The following is a 20707-nucleotide window of genomic DNA, read 5'->3' as shown; positions in this document are numbered from 1 at the left end:
ATCCGTTCATGGTCAGGACTGCCAGAGCCGCGCCGCCCCGCGCACGCCCGAGCTGTCGCCCCATCGTGCCGGGACGATACGGGCGGCCCAACTGTCGCAGAACACATAAGGCCGGATGGCTGTTTCAAGCCGGCCGTAAAGTTCATCGACATTCGACATGCCGCCACCTAGCACGAACACGTCCGGATCGACAATGTTGCAGATGACCGCCATGGCCCGGCCCAGCCGGCCAATATAGCGATCCAGGGCTGCCGCGGCGTCCTTGTCGCCGTCGCGCGCTGCGCCGATGATCCATTCTCCGGGCTGGTCGCGACCGGTGGTGGCGGCATGGTCCCGGCGCAGGCCCGTGCCCGATACCCATGTTTCCAGGCACCCCTGCTGCCCGCACCAGCAGGTGGGGCCCGGCATTTCTTCCGGTCGGGGCCAGGGCAGGGGCATGTGTCCCCATTCGCCGCCGACGCCGTTGCCTCCTTCCACCAACCTGCCATGGGTGACCAGGCCGCCACCGCAGCCGGTCCCGATGATGATGGCGAAGGCCACCTTCGCCCCGGCCGCCGCGCCATCCGAGGCCTCCGACAAGGCCAGGCAATTGGCATCGTTGGCCAGCCGTACAGGCCGCCCCAGTGCCGTGGTCAGGTCGGCGGCGAAGTTGCGGCCGTTCAGATAGGTGGAATTGGCGTTGCGCATCAGGCCGGTCTTGGGGTTGGCGCTGCCCGGTACGCCCAGGCCCACGCTTTCCGCCTTGCCTGTTGCTGTCTCCGTCCGGTCGATCAGGTCGCGCACCGTCGTGATGGCGTCGTCATAATTGCCTGGATTGGGGGCCCGCAGCCGCGACAGGAATGCACCATCGTCCGAGAGAGCGGCGACCTCAATCTTCGTGCCGCCGAAATCCACCCCTATTCTGACCATCGAACGACGTTCCCCATCCCGGCGCCCGGTAGACGGGCGGCTTCATTCTGCATGATGCGAAGCTATCAGTGGATTTTTAAATAGACAAATTGAAATAAGAAACCGCAATCAAGCCTGCTCCTCCGCCGTTTTCATCAGGACGGCCCGGCCCGGCAGCAGGCGATGATTGAAGGGAAGGATGGCCGCCCCGACGGCAGGGGCATCCGCCGCCATGGCGGCCCGGCGCAGCGGTGCCACGATGGGGACCAGACCCGCCGCGCCGCGTGTGCGACGGTTCACGGCATCGGCCAGCGCCTCCACGATGGGACCGGGCAGCCGCCCTCCCACGAACACGGCTTGCGGATTGATCAGGCAACTGATGGCAAGAACAGGATCGGCCAGAAGCCCGGCCGCCATTTCCACCCAGTCGGCCAAGGCGGCCTGTCCCGCCTTATCCAGCGACAGCAGGTCGTCCGGCTGGCCGACGGGATGACCGCGTTCCGCAAGATGATCGAACAGGGCCGACAGGGATACGGCGTCCTGTAGGGTTCGCGCCGGCAGGCCGGGATGGCGCACGGGCAGGAAGCCGATTTCCCCGCTGCGCCCGTCGGCTCCCCGGAAATACTGGCCATCCAGCACCAGCCCGCCGCCCAGCCCGCGGCTGACCAGCAGATAGAAGAAACTGGGATGTCGCAAACCCAGCCCGAACTGCGCCTCCCCCAGGGCGGCGGCCGTCGCGTCATTCTCCACAAAAACCGGCAGGGGTGGCAGGCCCGTGAACAGCGACGGGATGTCCGTCCGGTTCCACACGGCATAGGTATCGGGCTGATGGGGCAGATGGATGCGGCCCAGATCATCGGGCAGGGCCACCCCCAGGCCGATCAGCCGCTGCGGCGTGATCTCGCCCGTTTCCAGCAGGGCCGGCAATGTGTCCCGCACAAAGGCCGCCACCGCCGCCGGCAGGGCGAAGTTCACCTCTCGCGTGGCGCGTGCCCGAACCTGGCCCAGAAGGTCCAGCACGACCAGCGTGATATGGTCCCGGTCGATATTGACGCCGACGGAGAAGCAGCCATCGGGATCGATGGCCAGTTTCATGGCCGGCTGCCCCCGCTGGCCCATCAGGCGCCCGGCTTCCAGGATCAGCCCGTCGGCCAGCAGGCGCCGGGTGATATTGGCGATGGCCGGGGCCGTCAGGCCCGTGATTTCCGCCAGATCGGCGCGCGTGATGGGCCCACCGACGCGGATGGCCTGCAACGTCACCCGCTGGTTGTGGTCACCCGCCCGTTCCAGGTTCGTCCCCGACAGGTTGGCCCCCACGGCGGCCGGGATGGAGGGCGGATCGGATGGCATGGTGCAAAGGGGCTTTCGACGCACACATAAGGGGGAGGATCGCGCTTCCGGAATACGCCCGTGGGCCGCGAAGGGCAATGGGATGGTGGGCCGGACGATCGTTTCGGGCATCACAGCCCCCTTGACTAACACCATGGAAAAGGCGGAACCTCCCTGAACTACATAAATCGTTCTGTTGTTCCGGGGGTCGCTCATGAGCGCCGCGCCTGTCTCCCTTTCCCGTGAACTGTTGCCCAAGCTGGTCACCACATTGAGGGAAGGGTACGGCCTGGCCGCGCTGCGCGCAGATGCCATCGCCGGGCTTACGGTGGCCATCGTGGCCCTGCCGCTGGCCATGGCGCTGGCCATCGCGTCGGGCACGACGCCCGACAAGGGGCTGGTCACCGCGGTGGTCGCGGGTTTCCTGATCTCCGCGCTGGGGGGCAGCCGGGTGCAGATCGGGGGGCCGACGGGGGCCTTCGTGGTCGTGGTGGTGGATGTCATCCACCGGCATGGCTATGACGGGCTGGTGCTGGCGACGCTGATGGCCGGGCTGATCCTTGTGGCTGCCGCCGTGCTGCGGCTGGGGCAGTGGATCAAATATATTCCCGAACCGGTCGTCACCGGTTTTACCGCCGGCATCGCCGTCATCATCTTCTCAAGCCAGATCAAGGATTTGCTGGGGCTGTCGATGGAGACGGTGCCGGCGGATTTCATCGATAAATGGCCGGCCTTCTGGGCGGCGCGGGACACGGTGGATGTGGCGGCCCTGGTCGGGCTGGGGTCGCTGGCGCTGATCCTGGGCCTGCGGCGGCTGGCGCCCCGGGTTCCGGGATTCCTGGTGGCCGTGGTGCTGGCATCCGTGCTGGCATTCGCTCTGGGGCTTGATGTGGAGACCATCGGATCGCGTTTCGGCGGCATTCCGGACCATCTGCCGACCCCCGTGCTGCCCGTCATCACGCTGGAGAAGCTGCGGGCCCTGTTGCCGGCGGCCCTGACCATCGCCTTTCTGGCCGGTGTCGAGTCGCTGCTGTCCGCCGTCGTGGCCGACGGCATGACGGGGCGGCGGCACCGGCCCAATGCCGAACTGCTGGCCCAGGGGGCGGCCAATACGGCGTCCGCCCTGTTCGGCGGGCTGCCGGCCACGGGTGCCATCGCACGCACGGTGACCAATATCCGCTCCGGCGCCCGTTCGCCGGTATCCGGCATGCTGCATGCCGGCTTCCTGTTGTTGTTCATGCTGGCTTTCAGCGGGCTGGCGGCCTATGTGCCGCTGGCGGTGCTGGCGGCCGTCCTGGTCGTCGTGGCCTGGAACATGAGTGATGCGGGCCGTTTCCTGCATGAATTGCGGGCGGCCCCCGTCAGCGACCGCGTCATCCTGGTCACCACTTTCACCCTGACCGTGCTGGTGGACCTGACCGTCGCCATCGAGGTGGGGGTGATCCTGGCCGCTGTGCTGTTCATGCACCGCATGTCGGAAACGGTCAGCGTGTCGGAAAGCGGTGAGAAGCCGGAACTGGCCGCGGGCCTGCCGCCGGGTGCCGTGATGTACAGGATCGACGGACCGATGTTCTTCGGCGTCGCGCGCAAGCTGCTGGATGTGCTGGACCGGGCAGGGGGCGCGCCCCGCGTGCTGGTGCTGGACATGACGACCGTGCCGATGCTGGACGCCACGGGCGCGGACGCGCTGTCCACGCTGGTCGGCCGAGCCCAAAGACGGGGTGCCCATATCGTGCTGGCCGGGGTGCAGCGCCAGCCGTTGGGGGTGCTGCACGGCCTGGGGCTTCGCCATCGCAAAGGGGCCGTCATTTTCGCGGGCACGGTTGAACAGGCCCGCAGACAGGCGCGCCGCCTGCTGGCGGGGACGGGAGGCAGCCCGGACGCGACGGTGCATTGACAGGAAAGGTGCTTTCGCAGTCAATGCCGGGCTTGGATGAACCGGCCCGGCTGAAGATGACCAAGCTTGTTTACCTGTGCGACTGGCTGCCGCCCGATTTCGGTGCTGTCGGTCAATATGCCGTGATGCATTGCCGCGAGCGTGCGGCCTTGGGATACGATGTCACCCTGGTCGGCCTGACTTCCGGTCCGCAAGCCTCCATGACCGAGGAAACGGTCGGCAACGGCATCGTGCGCACCCTGCGCCTGCCGGCCCCGCCGCTGGACAGGGCCAGTCTGGCCCGGCGGCTGGCCTGGACCGTGCGCACCAATGCGATGCTGATTTCCCGTGCCTGGAAATATCTGTCGGCGGCGGATGAAATCCTGTTCACGGGGTCGCCGCCGTTCCTGCTGCATTTTCTGGTGCCGCTGAATGTCGTATTACGCAAGACGCTGATCTACCGCATCGCCGATTTCCATCCGGAATGCCTGATCGCGTCGCGCGCCACGCCGTCGAAGGTGCTGGACGCCGCCCTTGCGCTGACCATCCGCCTGCGCCGCCGCGTGCAGCGGTTCGAGGCGTCGGGTGAGGATCAGGTGCGCCTGCTGCGCCGCTATGGCATCCCGGCGGAGAATATCGTGCTGAAGCGCGACCCGCCCCCTGTGGAACTGACGGGGGAGGAGGTGCCGCTGCCCGTTCCGTCGGAGCTTCAGGGCCGCAAGGTGCTGCTTTATTCCGGCAATTGGGGCGTGGCGCACGATACCGACACCTTCATCGATGCCTATATCCGGCACCACCGGCAAGGCAATGGTCGGGTGGGCCTGTGGCTGAACGCCATCGGTGCCGGTGCCGAACTGGTGGAACAGCGGCTGAAGGCCGAAGGGCTGCCCGTGGCGCGCGGCCGGCCCGTGCCGTTCGGCGATCTCGGTCGCCTGCTGGTGACGCCGGATGCGCACCTGATCACGTTGCGCGACGGGTTCGTGGCCTATGTCATTCCGTCGAAGACTTATGGCTGCATCGCGTCCGGCCGGGATGTACTCTATATCGGATCGCCGGAATCGGATGTGGACCTGATCTGCCGGCAGGGACAACGGGAAGGACAGCGCTATATCCGCGCGGATGTCGGCGATGTTGATGCCGTGTTCGACGCGCTGCAGACGCTGGGTGGCGAGTGACCCTGATCGCAGCGGGTTCACATTCCCGCTGCGACACGGTATGAGCAGCGGTTGTTCGCCGCTGGCGGGGCGGTCAGGCGGTATCCTTATAACGGTGGCGGTGCCGCCGTCACCCTGGAGAGTGGAAGCATGTCGCGTAAGGTTGCCTTGATCACCGGCGTCACCGGCCAGGACGGTGCCTATCTGTCGGAACTGCTGCTGTCCAAGGGCTATGTCGTCCATGGGCTGAAGCGCCGTTCCTCTTCCCTGAACACCGCCCGGATCGACCATCTGTATCAGGACATCCATGAGAATGATGTCCGGTTCCAGCTTCATTACGGCGATCTGACCGACAGCACGAACCTGATCCGTCTGGTGCAGGAAACGCAGCCCGACGAGATCTATAATCTGGCCGCCCAAAGCCATGTGCAGGTCAGCTTCGAGACGCCGGAATATACGGCCAACGCCGACGCCGTCGGCACGCTTCGCCTGCTGGAGGCCATCCGCATCCTGAAGTTGGAGGAGAAGACCCGGTTCTACCAGGCCTCCACGTCGGAACTGTACGGTCTGGTGCAGGAAACCCCGCAGAAGGAAACCACGCCCTTCTATCCGCGCAGCCCCTATGCGGTGGCTAAGCTCTATGCCTACTGGATCACGGTGAATTACCGCGAGGCCTATGGCATGCATGCCAGCAACGGTATCTTGTTCAACCATGAAAGCCCGATCCGCGGGGAGACCTTCGTCACCCGCAAGATCACCCGGGCGGTGGCCGCGATCCATCATGGCAAGCAGGATTGCCTCTATCTGGGCAACCTGGATGCCAAGCGTGACTGGGGCCATGCCCGCGACTATGTGGAGGGCATGTGGCGCATCCTCCAGCAGGAGAAGGCCGAGGATTTCGTGCTGGCCACCGGTGAGACCCACACGGTGCGCGAGTTCGTGGAACGTGCCTTCGGCCATGTCGGCCGCACCATCGAATGGAGCGGGGAGGGCGTGGAGGAACTGGGCCGTGACGCCGCCACCGGCGACGTGCTGGTACGCATCGACCCGCGCTATTTCCGCCCGACGGAGGTCGACCTGCTGTTGGGTGACCCGGCCAAGGCCAAGGCAAAGCTGGGCTGGACCCACACGACGAGCTTCCCCGATCTGGTGAAGGAAATGGTCGAGGCCGACGTGAAACTGCTGGCCTCTGCCGGCGCAGGGGGATGAGCATGAGCGACCTGAAGCCCTATGACCTGACCGGCAAGCGTGTCTGGGTGGCCGGTCATCGCGGTATGGTCGGCGCCGCCGTCGTGCGCCGCCTCGCGTCGGAGGATTGCACCATCCTGACGGCCAGCCGGGATGAACTGGACCTGACCCGCCAGCAGGCGGTGGAGGAATGGGTCACCGCCAACAGGCCCGATGCCGTTGTGGTGGCCGCTGCCCGTGTCGGCGGCATCCTGGCCAACAACAGCTATCCCGCCGATTTCCTCTATGACAACCTGGTCATCGAGACGAACATCGTGCAGGCGGCGTTCCGCAGCAATGTCGGCAAGCTGCTGTTCCTGGGATCGTCCTGCATCTATCCCAAGCTGGCGCCCCAGCCAATGGCGGAAGATGCGCTGTTGACCGGCCCGCTGGAGCCGACCAACGAATGGTACGCCGTCGCCAAGATCGCCGGCATCAAGCTGTGTCAGGCCTTCCGCAAGCAGCATGGCTGCGACTATATCTCCGCCATGCCGACCAACCTTTATGGTATCGGCGACAATTTTCATCCCCAGGGCAGCCATGTGCTGCCTGCCCTTATCGCCCGCCTGCATGAAGCCAAGCTGGCCAAGGCGCCGGAGGTGACCATCTGGGGCACCGGCAAGCCGTTGCGCGAATTTCTGTATGTGGATGATCTGGCCGACGCGCTGGTCTTCCTGCTGAAGAATTACAGCGGGTACGAGCATGTGAATGTCGGCACCGGCCAGGAAGTGTCGATCCGGACCCTGGCCGAACAGGTGGCAGCCACGGTCGGCTGGCGGGGCCGTTTTGTCTTCGACCATTCCAAGCCCGATGGCACGCCGCGCAAGCTGATGGACAATGCCCGGTTGGCCCGATTGGGCTGGACCGCCAGGACCAGCCTGGCGGAAGGGCTGGACCGGACCTATCGCTGGTTCCTGGAAGAAGCTGCGAAGGGCGGGCTGCGCGGTCTCTGACACCTGCCGGTTTTCCGCGCCCATCGTCCGGCACATGTCGCCGGACGATGGGCGCGGTCCCAGGCGCGGGACCGGCGGTTATGACCAGTCCCAGAACCCGTCGCCCTCCTGCAGGTAGGCGCGGCTCAGCACCATTTTATGGACCTCCGACGCGCCGTCGACCAGGCGGGCCTGCCGGGCATAGCGGTAGATCCATTCCAGCACCGTATCGCGGGAATAGCCCCTGGCTCCGCAAAGCTGGATAGCGGTATCGACGGCTTTTCCCAATGTCTCGGCCACCTGCACCTTGGCCATCGACACTTCCTTGCGGGCGAAATGCCCACGGTCCAGCTCTGCCGCGGCCCTCATGGTCAGCAGCCGGGCGATCTCGATCTGCATGGCGGCCTCGCCCAGCAGCCACTGCACCCCTTCATGCTCGGCCAGGGTGGTGCCGAAGCTCCGGCGTTCCTTCACATAATCGCCGGCAATCTCCAGGCTGCGTTTGGCCAGCCCCGTCCAGCGCATGCAATGCGTCAGCCGGGCCGGACCCAGACGGATCTGCGTGACCTTCAGCCCATCACCCACGCCCATCAGCACGTTCTCATCCGCGACCTCCAGCCCGTCGAAGATGAGTTCGCAATGGCCGCCATGCTCTTCCGGCCCCATGATCGGGATACGGCGTTCGATCCGCCAGCCCGGCTGATCACGGTCGAACAGGAACGCCGTCAGGCCCTTGCGGGGATCGTCGGACGTGCGGGCCATGAGGATGAAATGCTGGGCCGCGTCGGCCCCCGTGATGAACCATTTATGGCCCGTGATGACCCAGCGGTCGCCCTTTCGCTCGGCCTTGGTCCGGATCATGGACGGGTCGGACCCGCCGCCCGGATGCGGCTCGGTCATGGCGAAGGCGGAACGGACATCGCCATTGATGATGGGCATCAGCCAGCGCTTCTTCTGCGCATCCGTTCCCACCTGGTTCAGCACGCGCATGTTGCCGTCGTCGGGGGCGGCGGCATTGAAGCAGACGGGGCCAAAGATCGACCGGTTCATTTCCTCGTAGCAGGCAGCCAGGCCGACGAAGGGCAGGCCCTGTCCCCCCAGTTCGCGGGGCATCTGCAACGCCCAAAGCCCGGCTGCCTTTGCCTTGGCACGCAGAAGGGCCAGCGGCGCCTCGGCGATATTCTCATGTTCATCCCAATTGGCGCGATCCGCCTCGATGGGCAGGATTTCCTGTGAGACGAAGGCGCGGACACGGGTCCGGTAATCCTCCAGCGCGGGGGGCAGCGTGAAATCCATTCCTTGTTCTCCGGTCAGAGGGAGGAGACGAGATGACCGCCATCCACAGGGATGGCGGTGCCGGTCATGAAGGCACCGGCGTCGGAGCAGAGCAGCAGCAGCGGGCCGTCCAGATCCTCCAGCCGGCCGAGGCGGCGCATGGGAATGCGGCGCACCAGCGCCTTTCCGGCCTCGCTGGCGAAGAAATCCTGGTTGAGGTCCGTCTCCACATAGCCGGGGCAGAGCGCATTGACGCGGATGCCATGACGCGACAATTCCAGGGCCATGCTGCGGGTGAGTTGCACCAGCGCGGCTTTCGACGCCGCATAGGCCGAAACGTGGCCGGCAACACGCAATCCCAGGATGGAGGCGATGTTGACGATGCTGCCGCCTGCGCCACGCTGGCGCATTGCCCGCGCGGCGGCCTGGGCCACCAGGAAGCAGCCCTTCAGATTGGTATCCACCACCCGGTCCCAATCGGCTTCCGACTGGTCGAGGACCGAGGTGCTGGCGGTGACGCCGGCATTGTTGACCAGAATGTCCAGGCCACCCAGCGCCGCGACGGTGTCGGTGATGGCTGCATCGACAGCCGCCGGATCGGTCACGTCGAGCGCGATCGGCACGGCATGGCCGCCGGCAGCGTGGATATCGGCGCAGGCCTGCGCCAGCCTGTCCGTGCGTCGGGCGGCCAATGCAACACGCGCACCAGCCCGTGCCAGCAAGGTGGCGAAATGCTGGCCCAGGCCGCTGGACGCGCCGGTGATCAGGGCCGTGCGGCCGGTAAGATCGGCAAACGCCGCCATTGGGAACCTCTTTCCAATTTTAGAGCGAACGCTCACTATTTTTATAGGTCAAAGCCTGCTCGCCGGCAATGCCGATCCGTGCTATGGGCGGAAAGGGGCCGGAGCGGGAGAGCGGTTGATGGGAACCTTGCGGGAGTTCCAGGCGCGTCATGACCTGTCGATGGAAGCACTCTGCCGGCGCATGCTGGAGCGTCATCAAGCCACGATCCGGGTGAAAAAGCCGGCCGTGGCCGTGGCCAACCTGGCCCGCATCATCGAAACGACGCTGGCCCTGGCGAACGGCAAGGGCTTCCATTCCATGACGTTGCGCGACCTGACCGAACAGTCGGGCCTGTCCATGGGGGCGCTCTATACCTATTTCGACAGCAAGGACACGCTGCTTCTGATGATCCTGGGCCAGGTGGTCGGCGCGGTGGAGGAGGTGCTGGCCGATGCGGCCCATGTGCCGCAGGAAGATCCCGCGGCCCGTCTGCGCTGGCTGCTGGCAACGCATATCTACCTGTCGGAGGTAATGCATCCCTGGTTCGTCTTTGCCTTCATGGAGGCAAAGGCCTTTTCCAGGCAGGGACGAGACAAGGCCGTGGCCAGCGAGCTGATGACTGAGCGCATGATCGCCGAGACGCTGGAACAGGGGATGGCATGCGGTGTTTTCGCGCAGGTTGATGCCACCATGACGGCCGCTTTGGTCAAGCCGCTGCTGCAGGATTGGTACGTAAAGCGTGCCAAGCACCGCCGGCGCGGCCTGACGCCAGAGGCCTATGCCGCTGCCGTCATCGCCTTTGTCGAAAAGGCCTTGCGCCCATGATGGGGGATGCCGATATGGGATTTCGGGCAGGGGGCCGCCGTCGGCGTCCTATCTTGCTTCAAATCCCGGTCCTGACTGTCTAGTATGGGCCGTATCGAACTTTCACCACCGGGTAGCCGCGAAAGACCATGTCCGCGCTGAAAACCGTTATCGTCCCGATCAACAAGGCCGGCTGGCCTTTCATCGCCCTGTTTGCCGTGGTGTCGGCGCTGCTCGCCACCTGGACGCCGTTCCTGGGCTGGATCGGGCTGGTCCTGACCGCGTGGTGCGTCTATTTCTTCCGCGATCCCGATCGTGTGACGCCGACCAAGCCAGGGCTGGTTGTCAGCCCGGCCGATGGCCGCGTGACCCTGATCACCAGGGCCGCGCCGCCGCCCGAACTGGGCATGGGGGAGGAGAAGCTGACCCGCATCTCCGTGTTCCTGAATGTGTTCGACGTGCATGTGAACCGCTGCCCCACCGATGGGGTGGTCAAGGCGGCGGAATACAAGCCCGGCAAGTTCCTCAATGCGGACCTGGACAAGGCCAGCGACGAGAATGAGCGCATGTCCATCCGCCTGGGCCTGCCGGACGGCCGGGAAATGGCCTTCGTGCAGATCGCCGGTCTGGTGGCGCGTCGTATCATCTGGTGGGTGGCCCCCGCTCAGGCATTGAAGGCCGGCGAGCGCTACGGTCTGATCCGGTTCGGCAGCCGCTGTGATGTCTATCTGCCTGAAGGTGTTCATCCCCTGGTCGCCGTCGGTCAGAAGATGATCGCCGGTGAGACCATCCTGGCCGACCTGACCAGCCTGGAACAGCAGCGTGAGGGCGAGGTCCGCTGATGACGGCGGATAGAAGCCCGCCGCAGAAAAGCGTCGCGGGCCATCGCCACCGCGTCAGGCGGCTGCGCCCGCCCCGGTTGTCGGGTCTGTCCATCAACAAGCTTCTGCCCAACATGCTGACGATGCTTAATCTGGCATCGGGCATGACCGGCATTCGATTCGCCATGGAGGGCAAGTGGAAGGAGGCGGTGCTGGCCATTGCCGTTGCCGCCCTTTTCGACATGCTGGACGGTCGTATCGCCCGCATGCTGAATGCCCAGAGCAAGTTCGGCGAGGAGTTGGACAGCCTGTCCGACGTGGTCAGCTTCGGCGTGGCCCCGGCGATGATCCTTTACCTCTGGTCGCTGGATGACGCACGCACGCTGGGCTGGATGGCGGCCCTGCTGATGGGCGTCTGCGCGGCATTGAGGCTGGCACGGTTCAACACCATGCTGGGGGCGGCGGCAGAAAAGCCGCCTTTCGCCTATAATTACTTTACCGGGGTGCCGGCGCCGGCCGGTGCTTTCCTGGCGCTGTTACCCCTGATCGCCACGCTGGAGATCGGGCCGGGCGTCATAGACACGCCCTGGATTGTCGTGCCCTGGACCGTGGGTGTGGCAGGATTGATGATCAGCGCCATTCCCACCTTCTCCATGAAGGGCCTGCGCATTCCGCAGCGCTATGTTGTCTTCGTGCTGCTGGGGGTGGGGATCACGGCCGCCGCCCTGGTCAGTGCGCCTTGGGCCACCCTGTCGGTGGTCGGGCTGGTCTATATGGCCAGCATTCCGTTTTCCGCGCGCCGGTACAAGCTGCTGGCGGCGGAGGCGGCCAAGCTCCAGGAAGGCCCTGCGCCGGAGGAGATGGCCGACGATGAAACGACGGCGGAAACCCCGGTACCGACGATCGAGGAGCCGGGGCGCGAAGCCTGACGGCCGGAGGAGAGGGCAGGCGGGGCCTGGCAGCAGGCTTGGCCCTCTTCCATTCTTCCTTTCACGTCCGATAGAACAGTGCCCATATCAGCAGGGCTGCGGCACCGAACATGAAGGCGATGACGTAGGTTTTTACCGGCACGGGGACCTTCTCGTCCGGGGCGTTACCTTTTGAACCTTTCACCGCCGATCCTGCCTTGTTGCGGGCCGGTGGTTTGGCCGTCCGCTCGCTCCCGGCGACCACTGTCGGCTTGGGCCGGTCGCCCTTGCGCGGGTCGTGCAGTTCGATCAGGCGCCAATCGAAATCAGCCAATGCCTCGTCACTGACGAAATCCACCTGGATCAGGCGTACAGGCCCGGTTCCGTGCAGGGATACGGCGCTGCGAAATTCCTGCTGGCCCTGGCCCAGACTGTCGACCAGGGACAATGTTTCCCATTTCGACCCTTTGGGCCGCTGTACCGCGTATTTGCGTTTATTGTCCGACACCCTGGCAACCTTCACTCACCCGCCTGCAACAAGGCCCCGCGGTTGCGCGCATCCCGGAAGGCCCGCAGGAAGTATAGGGCGGCCAACCCCAGATAGAGAAGATTGAGAATGGCGGCAGCCCCCAACTGCCCCCACGGTACATGCCCCTCGAACAACACCGCGCGCATGCCCTCGAACACGTGTGTGGAGGGTAGCGCCATCGAGATGTACTGCACCATCGGAGGCAGGGCCGAAACGGGGTAATAGACGGCGGAGAAGGGGGCCAGGACGAAAACGGCCATCCAGGCGAATGATTCGGCACCCAGCCCGTGACGCAGGATGATGCCCGATGTCAGCAATCCCACCGACACGCCCAGCATCATCAGGTTCGCGAAAAAGCCGGCCAGGGGCAACCCCAGATCGAACAGGCTGACATCGAAGAGCAGCATGGCCAGGAAGATGGGCGGCATCAGTCCCAGCAGCACGCGGATGAAACCCATGACGACCAGCGAGACGACCCATTCCCATGGACGCAGCGGGCTGACGAACAGATTTCCCAGATTGCGGGACCAGAGTTCCTCCAGGAAGGTCAGGCTCATGCCGATCTGGGTGCGCACCAGCACTTCCCAAAGCAGCACCGCGGCGATCAGCATGCCCGCCGCGCCGGCCAGGATGGAAGAGTTGCCGCGCAGGAATTGCGACATGAAGCCCCAGATCAGAAGCTGTACCGTCGGCCAGTAGCAGAGTTCCAGAATGCGCGGCCAGCTTTGCCGGATCAGGAACCAGTTGCGCATCACCATGCCCATGATACGCCGGGGGGAGCCACCCCAAAAACCGGGCATGGCGAAAGCGGTCGGGGACCTGTCGGTCCGGGGCGTCATATCCTGCATCGCCGGACATATAGCGGATTTGATCTGAACCGCACAGGGGGTTGAGGGCAGCCCGAAAAGGCCAAACCCCGCCGGTTGCCCGGCGGGGTTTGCTGAACCAAGCTGTCGAGGGGGACGGCCCGTTGCCGGGCCGGCCACATCAGACGCTGTAATACATCTTGTACTCGATCGGGTGCGGCGAGGTTTCGAACGCCAGCACTTCTTCCATCTTCAGGTCGATGAAGCTGTCGATCATGTCGTCGGTGAAGACGTCGCCCTTCTTCAGGAACTCGCGGTCGGCCGACAGGCTTTCCAGGGCTTCACGCAAGCTACGGCAGACCGTCGGGATTTCCTTCAGCTCTTCCGGCGGCAGATCGTACAGGTTCTTGTCCATCGCCTCGCCCGGATGGATCTTGTTCTGGATGCCATCCAGACCGGCCATCAGCATGGCGGCGAAAGCCAGGTACGGGTTGGCCGCCGGGTCGGGGAAGCGGACCTCGACGCGCTTGCCCTTCGGGCTCGACACGTGCGGGATACGGCAGGAAGCGGAGCGGTTGCGGCTGGAATAGGCCAGCAGCACCGGCGCCTCATAGCCCGGCACCAGACGCTTGTAGCTGTTGGTGGACGGGTTGGTGAAGGCGTTCAGCGCGCGGGCATGCTTGATGATGCCGCCAATGTAATAAAGCGCGGTTTCCGACAGGTCGGCATAACCGTTGCCGGCGAACAGCGGCTTGCCGTCCTTCCAGATGGACTGGTGGCAGTGCATGCCCGAGCCGTTGTCACCGAACACCGGCTTCGGCATGAAGGTTGCGGTCTTGCCATACTGGTGGGCGACGTTGTGGACCACATACTTGAAGAGCTGCATGCCGTCGGCCATCTTGACCAGCGTGCCGAACTTCACACCCAGCTCGTGCTGGGAAGCGGCCACCTCGTGGTGGTGCTTCTCGACCTCGACGCCCATCTCACCCAGAACGGTGAGCATCTCGGCGCGCAGGTCCTGGGCGCTGTCGATCGGGGCAACGGGGAAATAGCCACCCTTGACGCCCGGACGATGGCCCATATTGCCACCCTCGTAGGACTTGCCAGAGGTGTAGGGGCCTTCCTCGCTGTCGAACTCGTACATCACCTTGTTCATCGAGACTTCGAACTTCACGTCGTCGAACACGAAGAACTCGGCTTCCGGACCGAAATAGGCGACGTCGCCGATGCCGGCGGCGGCCATGTAGTTTTCGGCGGCCTTGGCGATGGAGCGCGGATCACGCTTGTAGGGCTGGCCCGTGGAGGGCTCCAGCACGTCGCACAGGATGGTCAGCAGCGGCTGGGCGGAGAACGGGTCCATGACCGCCGTGGACGGATCGGGCATCAAGGTCATGTCCGACTCGTTGATCGCCTTCCAGCCGGCGATGGACGACCCGTCGAACATCACGCCATCGGTCATCAGGTCTTCGTCGACCGTGGAGATGTGCTGGGAGACGTGATGCACCTTCCCCTTGATGTCGGTGAAGCGGAAATCGACATACTTGACGTCGTTTTCCTTGATCAGGTCGAAGAACTTGGCCAAATCAGACATAGCCTCTGCTTCCGTGGTTTGAGGTTTGTCGCTGTTGAACCGGTCCCGGGAGGGGCCTGCCAGACGCTGGCGTTACCCGATCCCCGGACCCTTTGAAAGGAAATTCTGAACCCGCCTTCCAGGACTTGCCGGAGGTTGCCGACAGCCGGTCAGGCGGCGGGCTTCAGACGGCGTCGGGACCACGCTCACCCGTGCGGATTCGGATCACTTCCTCCACCGGGGTCACGAAAATCTTGCCATCGCCGATGCGCCCGGTATGGGCAGCCTGCTGGATGGCGTCGATGGCGCGCTCCACCAGGCTGTCATCCATGACAACCTCGATCTTCACCTTGGGCAGGAAGTCGACGACATACTCCGCTCCCCGGTAAAGTTCGGTATGGCCCTTCTGGCGGCCGAAGCCCTTGGCTTCGGTCACGGTGATGCCCTTGATCCCCACTTCGTGGAGGGCTTCCTTCACCTCGTCCAGCTTGAAGGGCTTGATGATGGCTTCAATCTTCTTCATCGCGTCCCGCAGCTCCAAATTTCGACGCCAGCCAAGCCGTTACCGACCAAGCCAGCGCAGGATGATTGTTAGCACGGACCATGCCAGTCGTTGAGGGCGCGGGTTTGTGCGCCCCATGCTCCAGTGTCCCGACACTTTGCTATAAAAACAGGCTTATATGTGATTAATTTTTCATCATTAAGCCTAAAAATGGGCATTAACCAGTATTATGGCTCATTTTTGCATCCATATTTGCATCATAATATGGCGCTCGCTTTCCAGATGGCTGCCCCTGAATTTTTTCTGAATCGAGCGCTTGACGACAGGGGGGCGCCTGGGGCATACAGCGGCTCCCGGCGGCGGTGGTAGCTCAGTTGGTAGAGCTCTCGGTTGTGGTCCGAGTGGTCGCGGGTTCGAGTCCCGTCCATCGCCCCATTTTGCCTTCGGGTAAAATAACTGAGGTCCCCATCGGGACAAACGAAAAAGCCGCCCCCAGGGTGGCTTTTTTCGTATCCGCGTCACGCATCCTGCAACCTGATGGACCGGCAGCCCGCTTCTGGCCAATGATGGTCCTCGGCCCCGCGGCATGGGCGACGAGGCAGGGGGTGGTGATGGCGGCTGAGATCCTGACCGTGGCGCAGATGTACGCTGCCGACCGGGCGGCCATGGCGGCCGGTATTTCCGGCCCTACCCTGATGGAGGCAGCCGGCCGCGCGGTGGCCCGCGCCGTCCGCTCGCTGTCACCTGACGGGCCGGTGCCCGTTACCATCCTGTGCGGCCCTGGCAACAATGGCGGGGACGGGTTCGTTGCTGCGCGCCATCTGCGGGCGGCGGGATGGCCTGTCCGTGTCGGTCTGTTGGGGGAGAAGAGCGCCCTTGCCGGGGACGCGGGCTGGGCGGCCGCGGCCTGGGCGGGCCCGGTGTTGCCGGCCACCGTGCGTCTGCTCGACGGTGCCGGCATCATCGTCGATGCCCTGTTCGGCGCCGGGCTGAACCGGCCGGTGGGTGGGGTTGCCCTGGACTTGATCATGGCAATGGCCGGCACGGGCAAACCCATTGTGGCGGTCGATGTACCCAGCGGCATCAACGGGGATGACGGAACGGTACGTGGCGGTGCCGCGCCGGCCACCATCACCGTGGGGTTTTTCCGGCCCAAGCCTGCCCATTATCTGTATCCGGGTCGGGGGCTGTGCGGGCGGGTGGAGATCGCCGATATCGGTATTCCCGACGCGGTGGTCAACGATATGGATGTCGATATTCTTATCAACGGGCCATCGGTCTGGGGGCGTGCCCTGCCGCGCCGCGCCGCGACGGACCATAAATATCATCGCGGCCACGCCCTGGTTCTGGGCGGCACCATCATGACCGGTGCTGCCCGCCTGGCGGCCAGGGCTGCCCTGCGGATGGGGGCCGGACTGGTTACAGTGGCCTGTGCCCCATCCGCACACATGACCTATAGCCTTTCCATGCCCAGCCTGATCGTGCAGCCCATTGACGATGCGGGTGGATTCGACGCGCTGTTGTCCGACACACGGCGCAATGCCGTGTTGCTGGGGCCGGGGGCGGGGTCGGGTCCCCTATTGCGTAAGGTGACCTTGTCCGCCCTGGCGGCCAATCGCGCCGGCGTTCTGGATGCCGACATCTTCACATGTTTTGCCGGCGACCTCGCCTCCCTGCGGCGGGCGGGGTTGAACGGCGACTGGATAATGACGCCACATGAAGGTGAGTTCAGGCGTCTGTTCGGTGATCTGCCGGGGTCACGGGCGGAACGGGCCCGCCGCGCCGCGTCGGATTCGGGTGCGATTCTCGTCATGAAAGGACCGGATACGCTGATCGTTCATCCCGATGGCCGCATGCGCATCAATCACAATGCGCCGCCATGCCTGGCGACAGCCGGCAGCGGTGATGTGCTGGCCGGGATGATTCTGGGGCTGTTGGCACAGGGGATGGGGGCTTTCGATGCCGCCGCGGCCGGTGTGTGGTGGCATGGCGAGGCAGGGCGGCGATGTGGTGCCGGGCTGATCGCGGAGGATCTGACGGAGATAATTCCGGCTATAAGGCGAGATATTTTATTTTAAAATCAATATTATATGGAAGTTCTCTGATTTTTTTGTTTCAAGAACGAACGGGGTTTCCATATTGGAGATCAACGCATTGCAAGGTTTCTTTGAGGTAATATTCCTACTGATGAATATTCACCGAAGGCCGGCTTGGTCGAGCCCGTTCTGTCCCCGTTCTGATATTCTCTAAAAAACCTGTTAATTCCTGGGAACAAAGTCGCAAAAAGCGCGGTTCGATCATTGCGCTACCCTTGTCAATGCGTTAATCTGCCCAAGTCTTGATCAAAGGCGTTACCGCCTTGGGGTAATTTTCAAAGACAAATATCAAAGGCAGAGGTCAGAAGCGACAGGGGGGCGTTGCGATGGGCGTATCGTTGTTCAAGCGTTCCGAACCAACTGTTACACCGGTGCCAGGCGGCATTTATCAAAGAACGATCTTCAACACTGTTGAAACAGCACAGGTGCTGGCAGTGACGGAAGACGGTTTTCCCTTGCCCCATGTCCGTTACATTGCTCGCAACGATATGCTGGATGGTCCGGAACCAAGCGGCAGGCGGTTGAACCCGGCGGCGGTCCGTACCCTGTCCGTTGACAGCTTCAACCGGTTGTTCGGCAATACCCGCACCCGATAACGGCGGATGGCGCAGGCGGTACCTGCACAGCGCTCGTTTCATTCAAGACGTCGTCCGGCCTATAAAGGGCCGGGATCCTCGTCGTGCCATCCGGTCCGGCCAAGGTCCTGAACAAAGCGGCCCGATAGAGCGCCGCGCTCCCAGGAAACCCGTTCAGCCCCAGGATTGGCACGATGCCCGATTTCAGCAGCCATACATCCACTAGGCCGGCCTCCACCACGCCGGCCAATGAAGACCGGCGCCTTTCACATCTGCGCGCCCTTGAACGCAAAGCGTTGTGGCTATCGACCTGGATGATCCATAACGCCAACCATCTTCGCCCGTCGCGCGATGGACTGAAGGTGGGGGGGCATCAGGCCTCCAGTGCGTCCATGGCCAGCCTGATGACCGCCCTGTTCTTCGATGTGCTGCGTCCCCAGGACAGGGTTGCCGTCAAGCCGCATGCCAGTCCGGTTTTTCACGCCATCCAGTATCTGATGGGCCGGCAGACCCGGGAGAAGCTGGAGCGCTTCCGCGCGTTCGGTGGGGCGCAATCCTATCCGTCGCGCACCAAGGACACGGCCGATGTTGATTTCTCCACGGGTTCCGTGGGGCTTGGCGTGGCGGTCACGGCCTTTGCCAGCATGGTACAGGATTATGTTCGTCTGAAAGGCCTCACCGATCAGCCGGAAGGCCGGATGGTGGCTCTTGTCGGCGATGCCGAGATGGACGAGGGCAATGTCTTCGAAGCCTTGCTGGAGGGCTGGAAGCATGATCTGCGCAATGCATGGTGGATCATCGATTATAACCGCCAGAGCCTGGACAGCGTCGTTTCCGACAAGCTGTGGGAACCGATCACGGGCATGTTCCGGTCTTTGGACTGGAAGGTTGTCATCATGAAATACGGCCGCCTGCTGGAGGCGGCCTTTCGGGAGCCCGGCGGCGACGCCCTGCGCCATTGGATCGATACCTGCCCGAATCAGTTGTACGCCGCCCTGTGCTTCAAGGGCGGGGCCGCCTGGCGGGAGGCGCTGCTGCGCGATCTGGGCACGACCGGGGGTATCCGCGGCCTGCTGGACAGCCATGACGATGCGGGGCTGGCCCGGCTGATGACCAATCTGGCCGGCCACGACCTGCCGACCATTCTTGATACGTTCCACGGGCTTGCCAATGGGCCGGATGCCGAACAGCCGGCCTGTTTCGTCGCCTATACCGTCAAGGGGATGGGGCTGCCCTTCCAGGGGCACAAGGATAACCATGCCGGCCTGATGAACCCGGACCAGATCGCCTCGTTCAAGGTGCAGTGCGGCATCGGTGACGGGCAGGAATGGGAGCCCTTCGCCGGCCTGGATGTCGATGTGGAGGATTTGAAGCGCTTTCTGGCGGAGGAGGTGCCCTTCACGGCCACCGACCGTCGCCGGCTATCGGCCGGATTCGTCCCGGTTCCGGAACGATTGAATGTTCCGCTGACGGAACGGATGAGCACACAGGAGGGCTTTGGCAAGATTCTGGCCGACCTGGCAAAGGGGGATACCGATCTAGCGGCCCGCATCGTGACGACCAGCCCGGATGTCACGGTGTCGACCAACCTGGGCGCCTGGGTGAACCGGCGGGGGCTTTTCGACCGGCACGAGCGACATGACATCTTCAAGGAACAGAAGGTCGTATCGGCGCAGCGCTGGCAGGGTGATCCGCAAGGCCAGCATATCGAGCTGGGTATCGCGGAACACAACCTGTTTCTGATGCTGGGGGCACTTGGTCTCAGTCATGATCTGTTCGGCACGCGGCTGCTGCCCGTCGGGACGCTGTATGATCCGTTCGTCATGCGCGGCCTGGATGCCTTCAATTACGCGCTCTACCAGGATGCGCGCTTCATGCTGGTGGCGACGCCGGGTGGAGTGACGCTGGCACCGGAAGGTGGGGCGCACCAGTCCATCGCCACACCGCTGATCGGCATGGGCCTGCCGAAGCTGTCCAGCTTCGAGCCGGCTTTCGTCGACGAACTGGCCGCCATCATGCGCTGGGGCTTCGAGCATATGCAGAAGCCGGACGGAGGCAGCCTCTACCTGCAGCTGTCCACGCGCACCCTGGAACAGCCGGCCCGGCTGCTGGACGAGAAGGCGGTGATCGATGGTGGCTATTGGCTGCGGCCGCCGGCAGCCGACACCGATCTGGCGATCATCTATATGGGTGCCCTGGCGCCGGAGGCGCTGGCCGCGCACGGGCAGATGCTGGAGGATGTGCCGGGCGCCGGCCTTCTGGCCGTCACGTCCGCCGACCGGCTCTATCAGGGTTGGATGGCGGCACGCCGGGAACGGCAGGCCGGGCGCCGGCAGGAAGCGCCCGTGGAACGGCTTCTGTCCGCACTGCCGGCCGGAGCCCGTCTGGTGACGCTGACCGATGGCCACCCCGCGGGCCTTTCCTGGCTGGGGTCCGTCCGCGGGCACAGGGTGGCGGCCCTGGGGGTGGAGGTTTTCGGCCAGTCCGCCGACCTGCCTGACCTTTATCGCGCCCTGAATCTGGATGCGGACGCGGTTATCGACGCCGCGGCCCGCCTGCTTCTGGAATAGGATCACGCCGGCAGGCCCCCCGGGCATGGCCTGCCGGAGATTCCGCGCTTGGCGAGCCTGTT

18 protein-coding genes and 1 tRNA gene are annotated in these 20707 nt (G+C 64.2%); 11 read left to right on the top strand and 8 right to left on the bottom strand.

The window, feature by feature from the left end; translation table 11 throughout:
- Positions 1-12: 12 nt before the first annotated feature.
- Both ACM9LZ_RS03105 and ACM9LZ_RS03100 read right to left on the bottom strand, forming a co-directional pair.
- A complete protein-coding gene (locus ACM9LZ_RS03105) occupies positions 13-909 on the bottom strand; it encodes an ROK family protein (RefSeq protein WP_416617876.1) in 897 nt (298 codons plus the stop codon).
- Between the two features lie 108 nt (positions 910-1017).
- Positions 1018-2349, bottom strand: coding sequence for an ROK family transcriptional regulator (locus ACM9LZ_RS03100; RefSeq protein ID WP_416617875.1), 1332 nt, complete (start codon positions 2347-2349; stop codon positions 1018-1020).
- An 82-nt stretch (positions 2350-2431) separates the two neighbouring features.
- On the opposite strand from ACM9LZ_RS03100, the gene ACM9LZ_RS03095 reads away from it, so the two are divergent.
- The 4 genes from ACM9LZ_RS03095 (at position 2432) to fcl (ending at position 7427) form a co-directional block, all read left to right on the top strand.
- Positions 2432-4114, top strand: a complete 1683-nt coding sequence (locus ACM9LZ_RS03095) for a SulP family inorganic anion transporter (RefSeq protein ID WP_416617874.1) — start codon at positions 2432-2434, stop codon at positions 4112-4114.
- 56 nt (positions 4115-4170) lie between these two features.
- Entirely contained in the window at positions 4171-5268 is a 1098-nt protein-coding gene (locus ACM9LZ_RS03090; RefSeq protein ID WP_416617873.1) for a glycosyltransferase family protein, read from the top strand.
- A 129-nt stretch (positions 5269-5397) separates the two neighbouring features.
- A complete protein-coding gene (gmd, locus tag ACM9LZ_RS03085) occupies positions 5398-6456 on the top strand; it encodes a GDP-mannose 4,6-dehydratase (protein ID WP_416617872.1) in 1059 nt (352 codons plus the stop codon).
- On the top strand, positions 6453-7427 hold the full coding sequence (fcl, locus tag ACM9LZ_RS03080; protein ID WP_416617871.1) for a GDP-L-fucose synthase: 975 nt from the start codon (positions 6453-6455) through the stop codon (positions 7425-7427). Before gmd ends, fcl begins: the two co-directional genes overlap by 4 nt.
- A 78-nt stretch (positions 7428-7505) precedes the next feature.
- Here fcl and ACM9LZ_RS03075 read toward each other — a convergent pair whose 3' ends face one another.
- Both ACM9LZ_RS03075 and ACM9LZ_RS03070 read right to left on the bottom strand, forming a co-directional pair.
- Positions 7506-8702 carry an acyl-CoA dehydrogenase family protein gene (locus ACM9LZ_RS03075; protein WP_416617870.1) on the bottom strand — a complete coding sequence of 399 codons (1197 nt, stop codon included), beginning with the start codon at positions 8700-8702 and terminating at the stop codon, positions 7506-7508.
- A 14-nt stretch (positions 8703-8716) separates the two neighbouring features.
- Positions 8717-9484: an SDR family NAD(P)-dependent oxidoreductase gene (locus ACM9LZ_RS03070; RefSeq protein WP_416617869.1), complete on the bottom strand. Its 768-nt coding sequence runs from the start codon at positions 9482-9484 to the stop codon at positions 8717-8719.
- 118 nt (positions 9485-9602) lie between these two features.
- Between ACM9LZ_RS03070 and ACM9LZ_RS03065 the strand changes: the two genes are divergently transcribed.
- The 3 genes from ACM9LZ_RS03065 (at position 9603) to pssA (ending at position 12018) form a co-directional block, all read left to right on the top strand.
- On the top strand, positions 9603-10289 hold the full coding sequence (locus ACM9LZ_RS03065; protein ID WP_416617868.1) for a TetR/AcrR family transcriptional regulator: 687 nt from the start codon (positions 9603-9605) through the stop codon (positions 10287-10289).
- A 128-nt stretch (positions 10290-10417) separates the two neighbouring features.
- Positions 10418-11110, top strand: a complete 693-nt coding sequence (locus ACM9LZ_RS03060) for a phosphatidylserine decarboxylase (protein ID WP_416617867.1) — start codon at positions 10418-10420, stop codon at positions 11108-11110.
- On the top strand, positions 11110-12018 hold the full coding sequence (gene pssA / locus ACM9LZ_RS03055) for a CDP-diacylglycerol--serine O-phosphatidyltransferase (RefSeq protein ID WP_416617866.1): 909 nt from the start codon (positions 11110-11112) through the stop codon (positions 12016-12018). Before ACM9LZ_RS03060 ends, pssA begins: the two co-directional genes overlap by 1 nt.
- Before the next feature lie 61 nt (positions 12019-12079).
- Here the strand turns inward: pssA and ACM9LZ_RS03050 are convergent, their stop codons facing one another.
- From ACM9LZ_RS03050 to ACM9LZ_RS03035, 4 genes are all read right to left on the bottom strand, one after another.
- Positions 12080-12505: a hypothetical protein gene (locus ACM9LZ_RS03050; protein WP_416617865.1), complete on the bottom strand. Its 426-nt coding sequence runs from the start codon at positions 12503-12505 to the stop codon at positions 12080-12082.
- An 11-nt stretch (positions 12506-12516) separates the two neighbouring features.
- Entirely contained in the window at positions 12517-13278 is a 762-nt protein-coding gene (locus ACM9LZ_RS03045) for an ABC transporter permease (RefSeq protein ID WP_416617864.1), read from the bottom strand.
- 235 nt (positions 13279-13513) lie between these two features.
- The gene (gene glnA / locus ACM9LZ_RS03040) at positions 13514-14923 is read right to left on the bottom strand and encodes a type I glutamate--ammonia ligase (protein ID WP_416617863.1); all 1410 of its coding nucleotides are present in this window, start codon (positions 14921-14923) and stop codon (positions 13514-13516) included.
- Positions 14924-15086: 163 nt separating this feature from the next.
- Positions 15087-15425 carry a P-II family nitrogen regulator gene (locus tag ACM9LZ_RS03035; RefSeq protein ID WP_416617862.1) on the bottom strand — a complete coding sequence of 113 codons (339 nt, stop codon included), beginning with the start codon at positions 15423-15425 and terminating at the stop codon, positions 15087-15089.
- A 338-nt stretch (positions 15426-15763) separates the two neighbouring features.
- On the opposite strand from ACM9LZ_RS03035, the gene ACM9LZ_RS03030 reads away from it, so the two are divergent.
- The 4 genes from ACM9LZ_RS03030 (at position 15764) to ACM9LZ_RS03015 (ending at position 20645) form a co-directional block, all read left to right on the top strand.
- Positions 15764-15839: transfer RNA gene (locus ACM9LZ_RS03030), tRNA-His, on the top strand.
- A gap of 176 nt (positions 15840-16015) precedes the next feature.
- On the top strand, positions 16016-17482 hold the full coding sequence (locus tag ACM9LZ_RS03025; RefSeq protein WP_416617861.1) for an NAD(P)H-hydrate dehydratase: 1467 nt from the start codon (positions 16016-16018) through the stop codon (positions 17480-17482).
- 344 nt (positions 17483-17826) lie between these two features.
- The gene (locus ACM9LZ_RS03020) at positions 17827-18096 is read left to right on the top strand and encodes a hypothetical protein (protein WP_416617860.1); all 270 of its coding nucleotides are present in this window, start codon (positions 17827-17829) and stop codon (positions 18094-18096) included.
- A gap of 173 nt (positions 18097-18269) precedes the next feature.
- The gene (locus tag ACM9LZ_RS03015; protein ID WP_416617859.1) at positions 18270-20645 is read left to right on the top strand and encodes a 1-deoxy-D-xylulose-5-phosphate synthase N-terminal domain-containing protein; all 2376 of its coding nucleotides are present in this window, start codon (positions 18270-18272) and stop codon (positions 20643-20645) included.
- Positions 20646-20707 lie beyond the last annotated feature (62 nt).

The sequence above is a fragment of the Niveispirillum fermenti genome (genome assembly GCF_048066175.1).
Taxonomy (GTDB): domain Bacteria; phylum Pseudomonadota; class Alphaproteobacteria; order Azospirillales; family Azospirillaceae; genus Niveispirillum; species Niveispirillum fermenti.
Note: the sequence above shows the minus strand (reverse complement) of the source record. Positions and strands in the feature narration are given on the sequence as shown.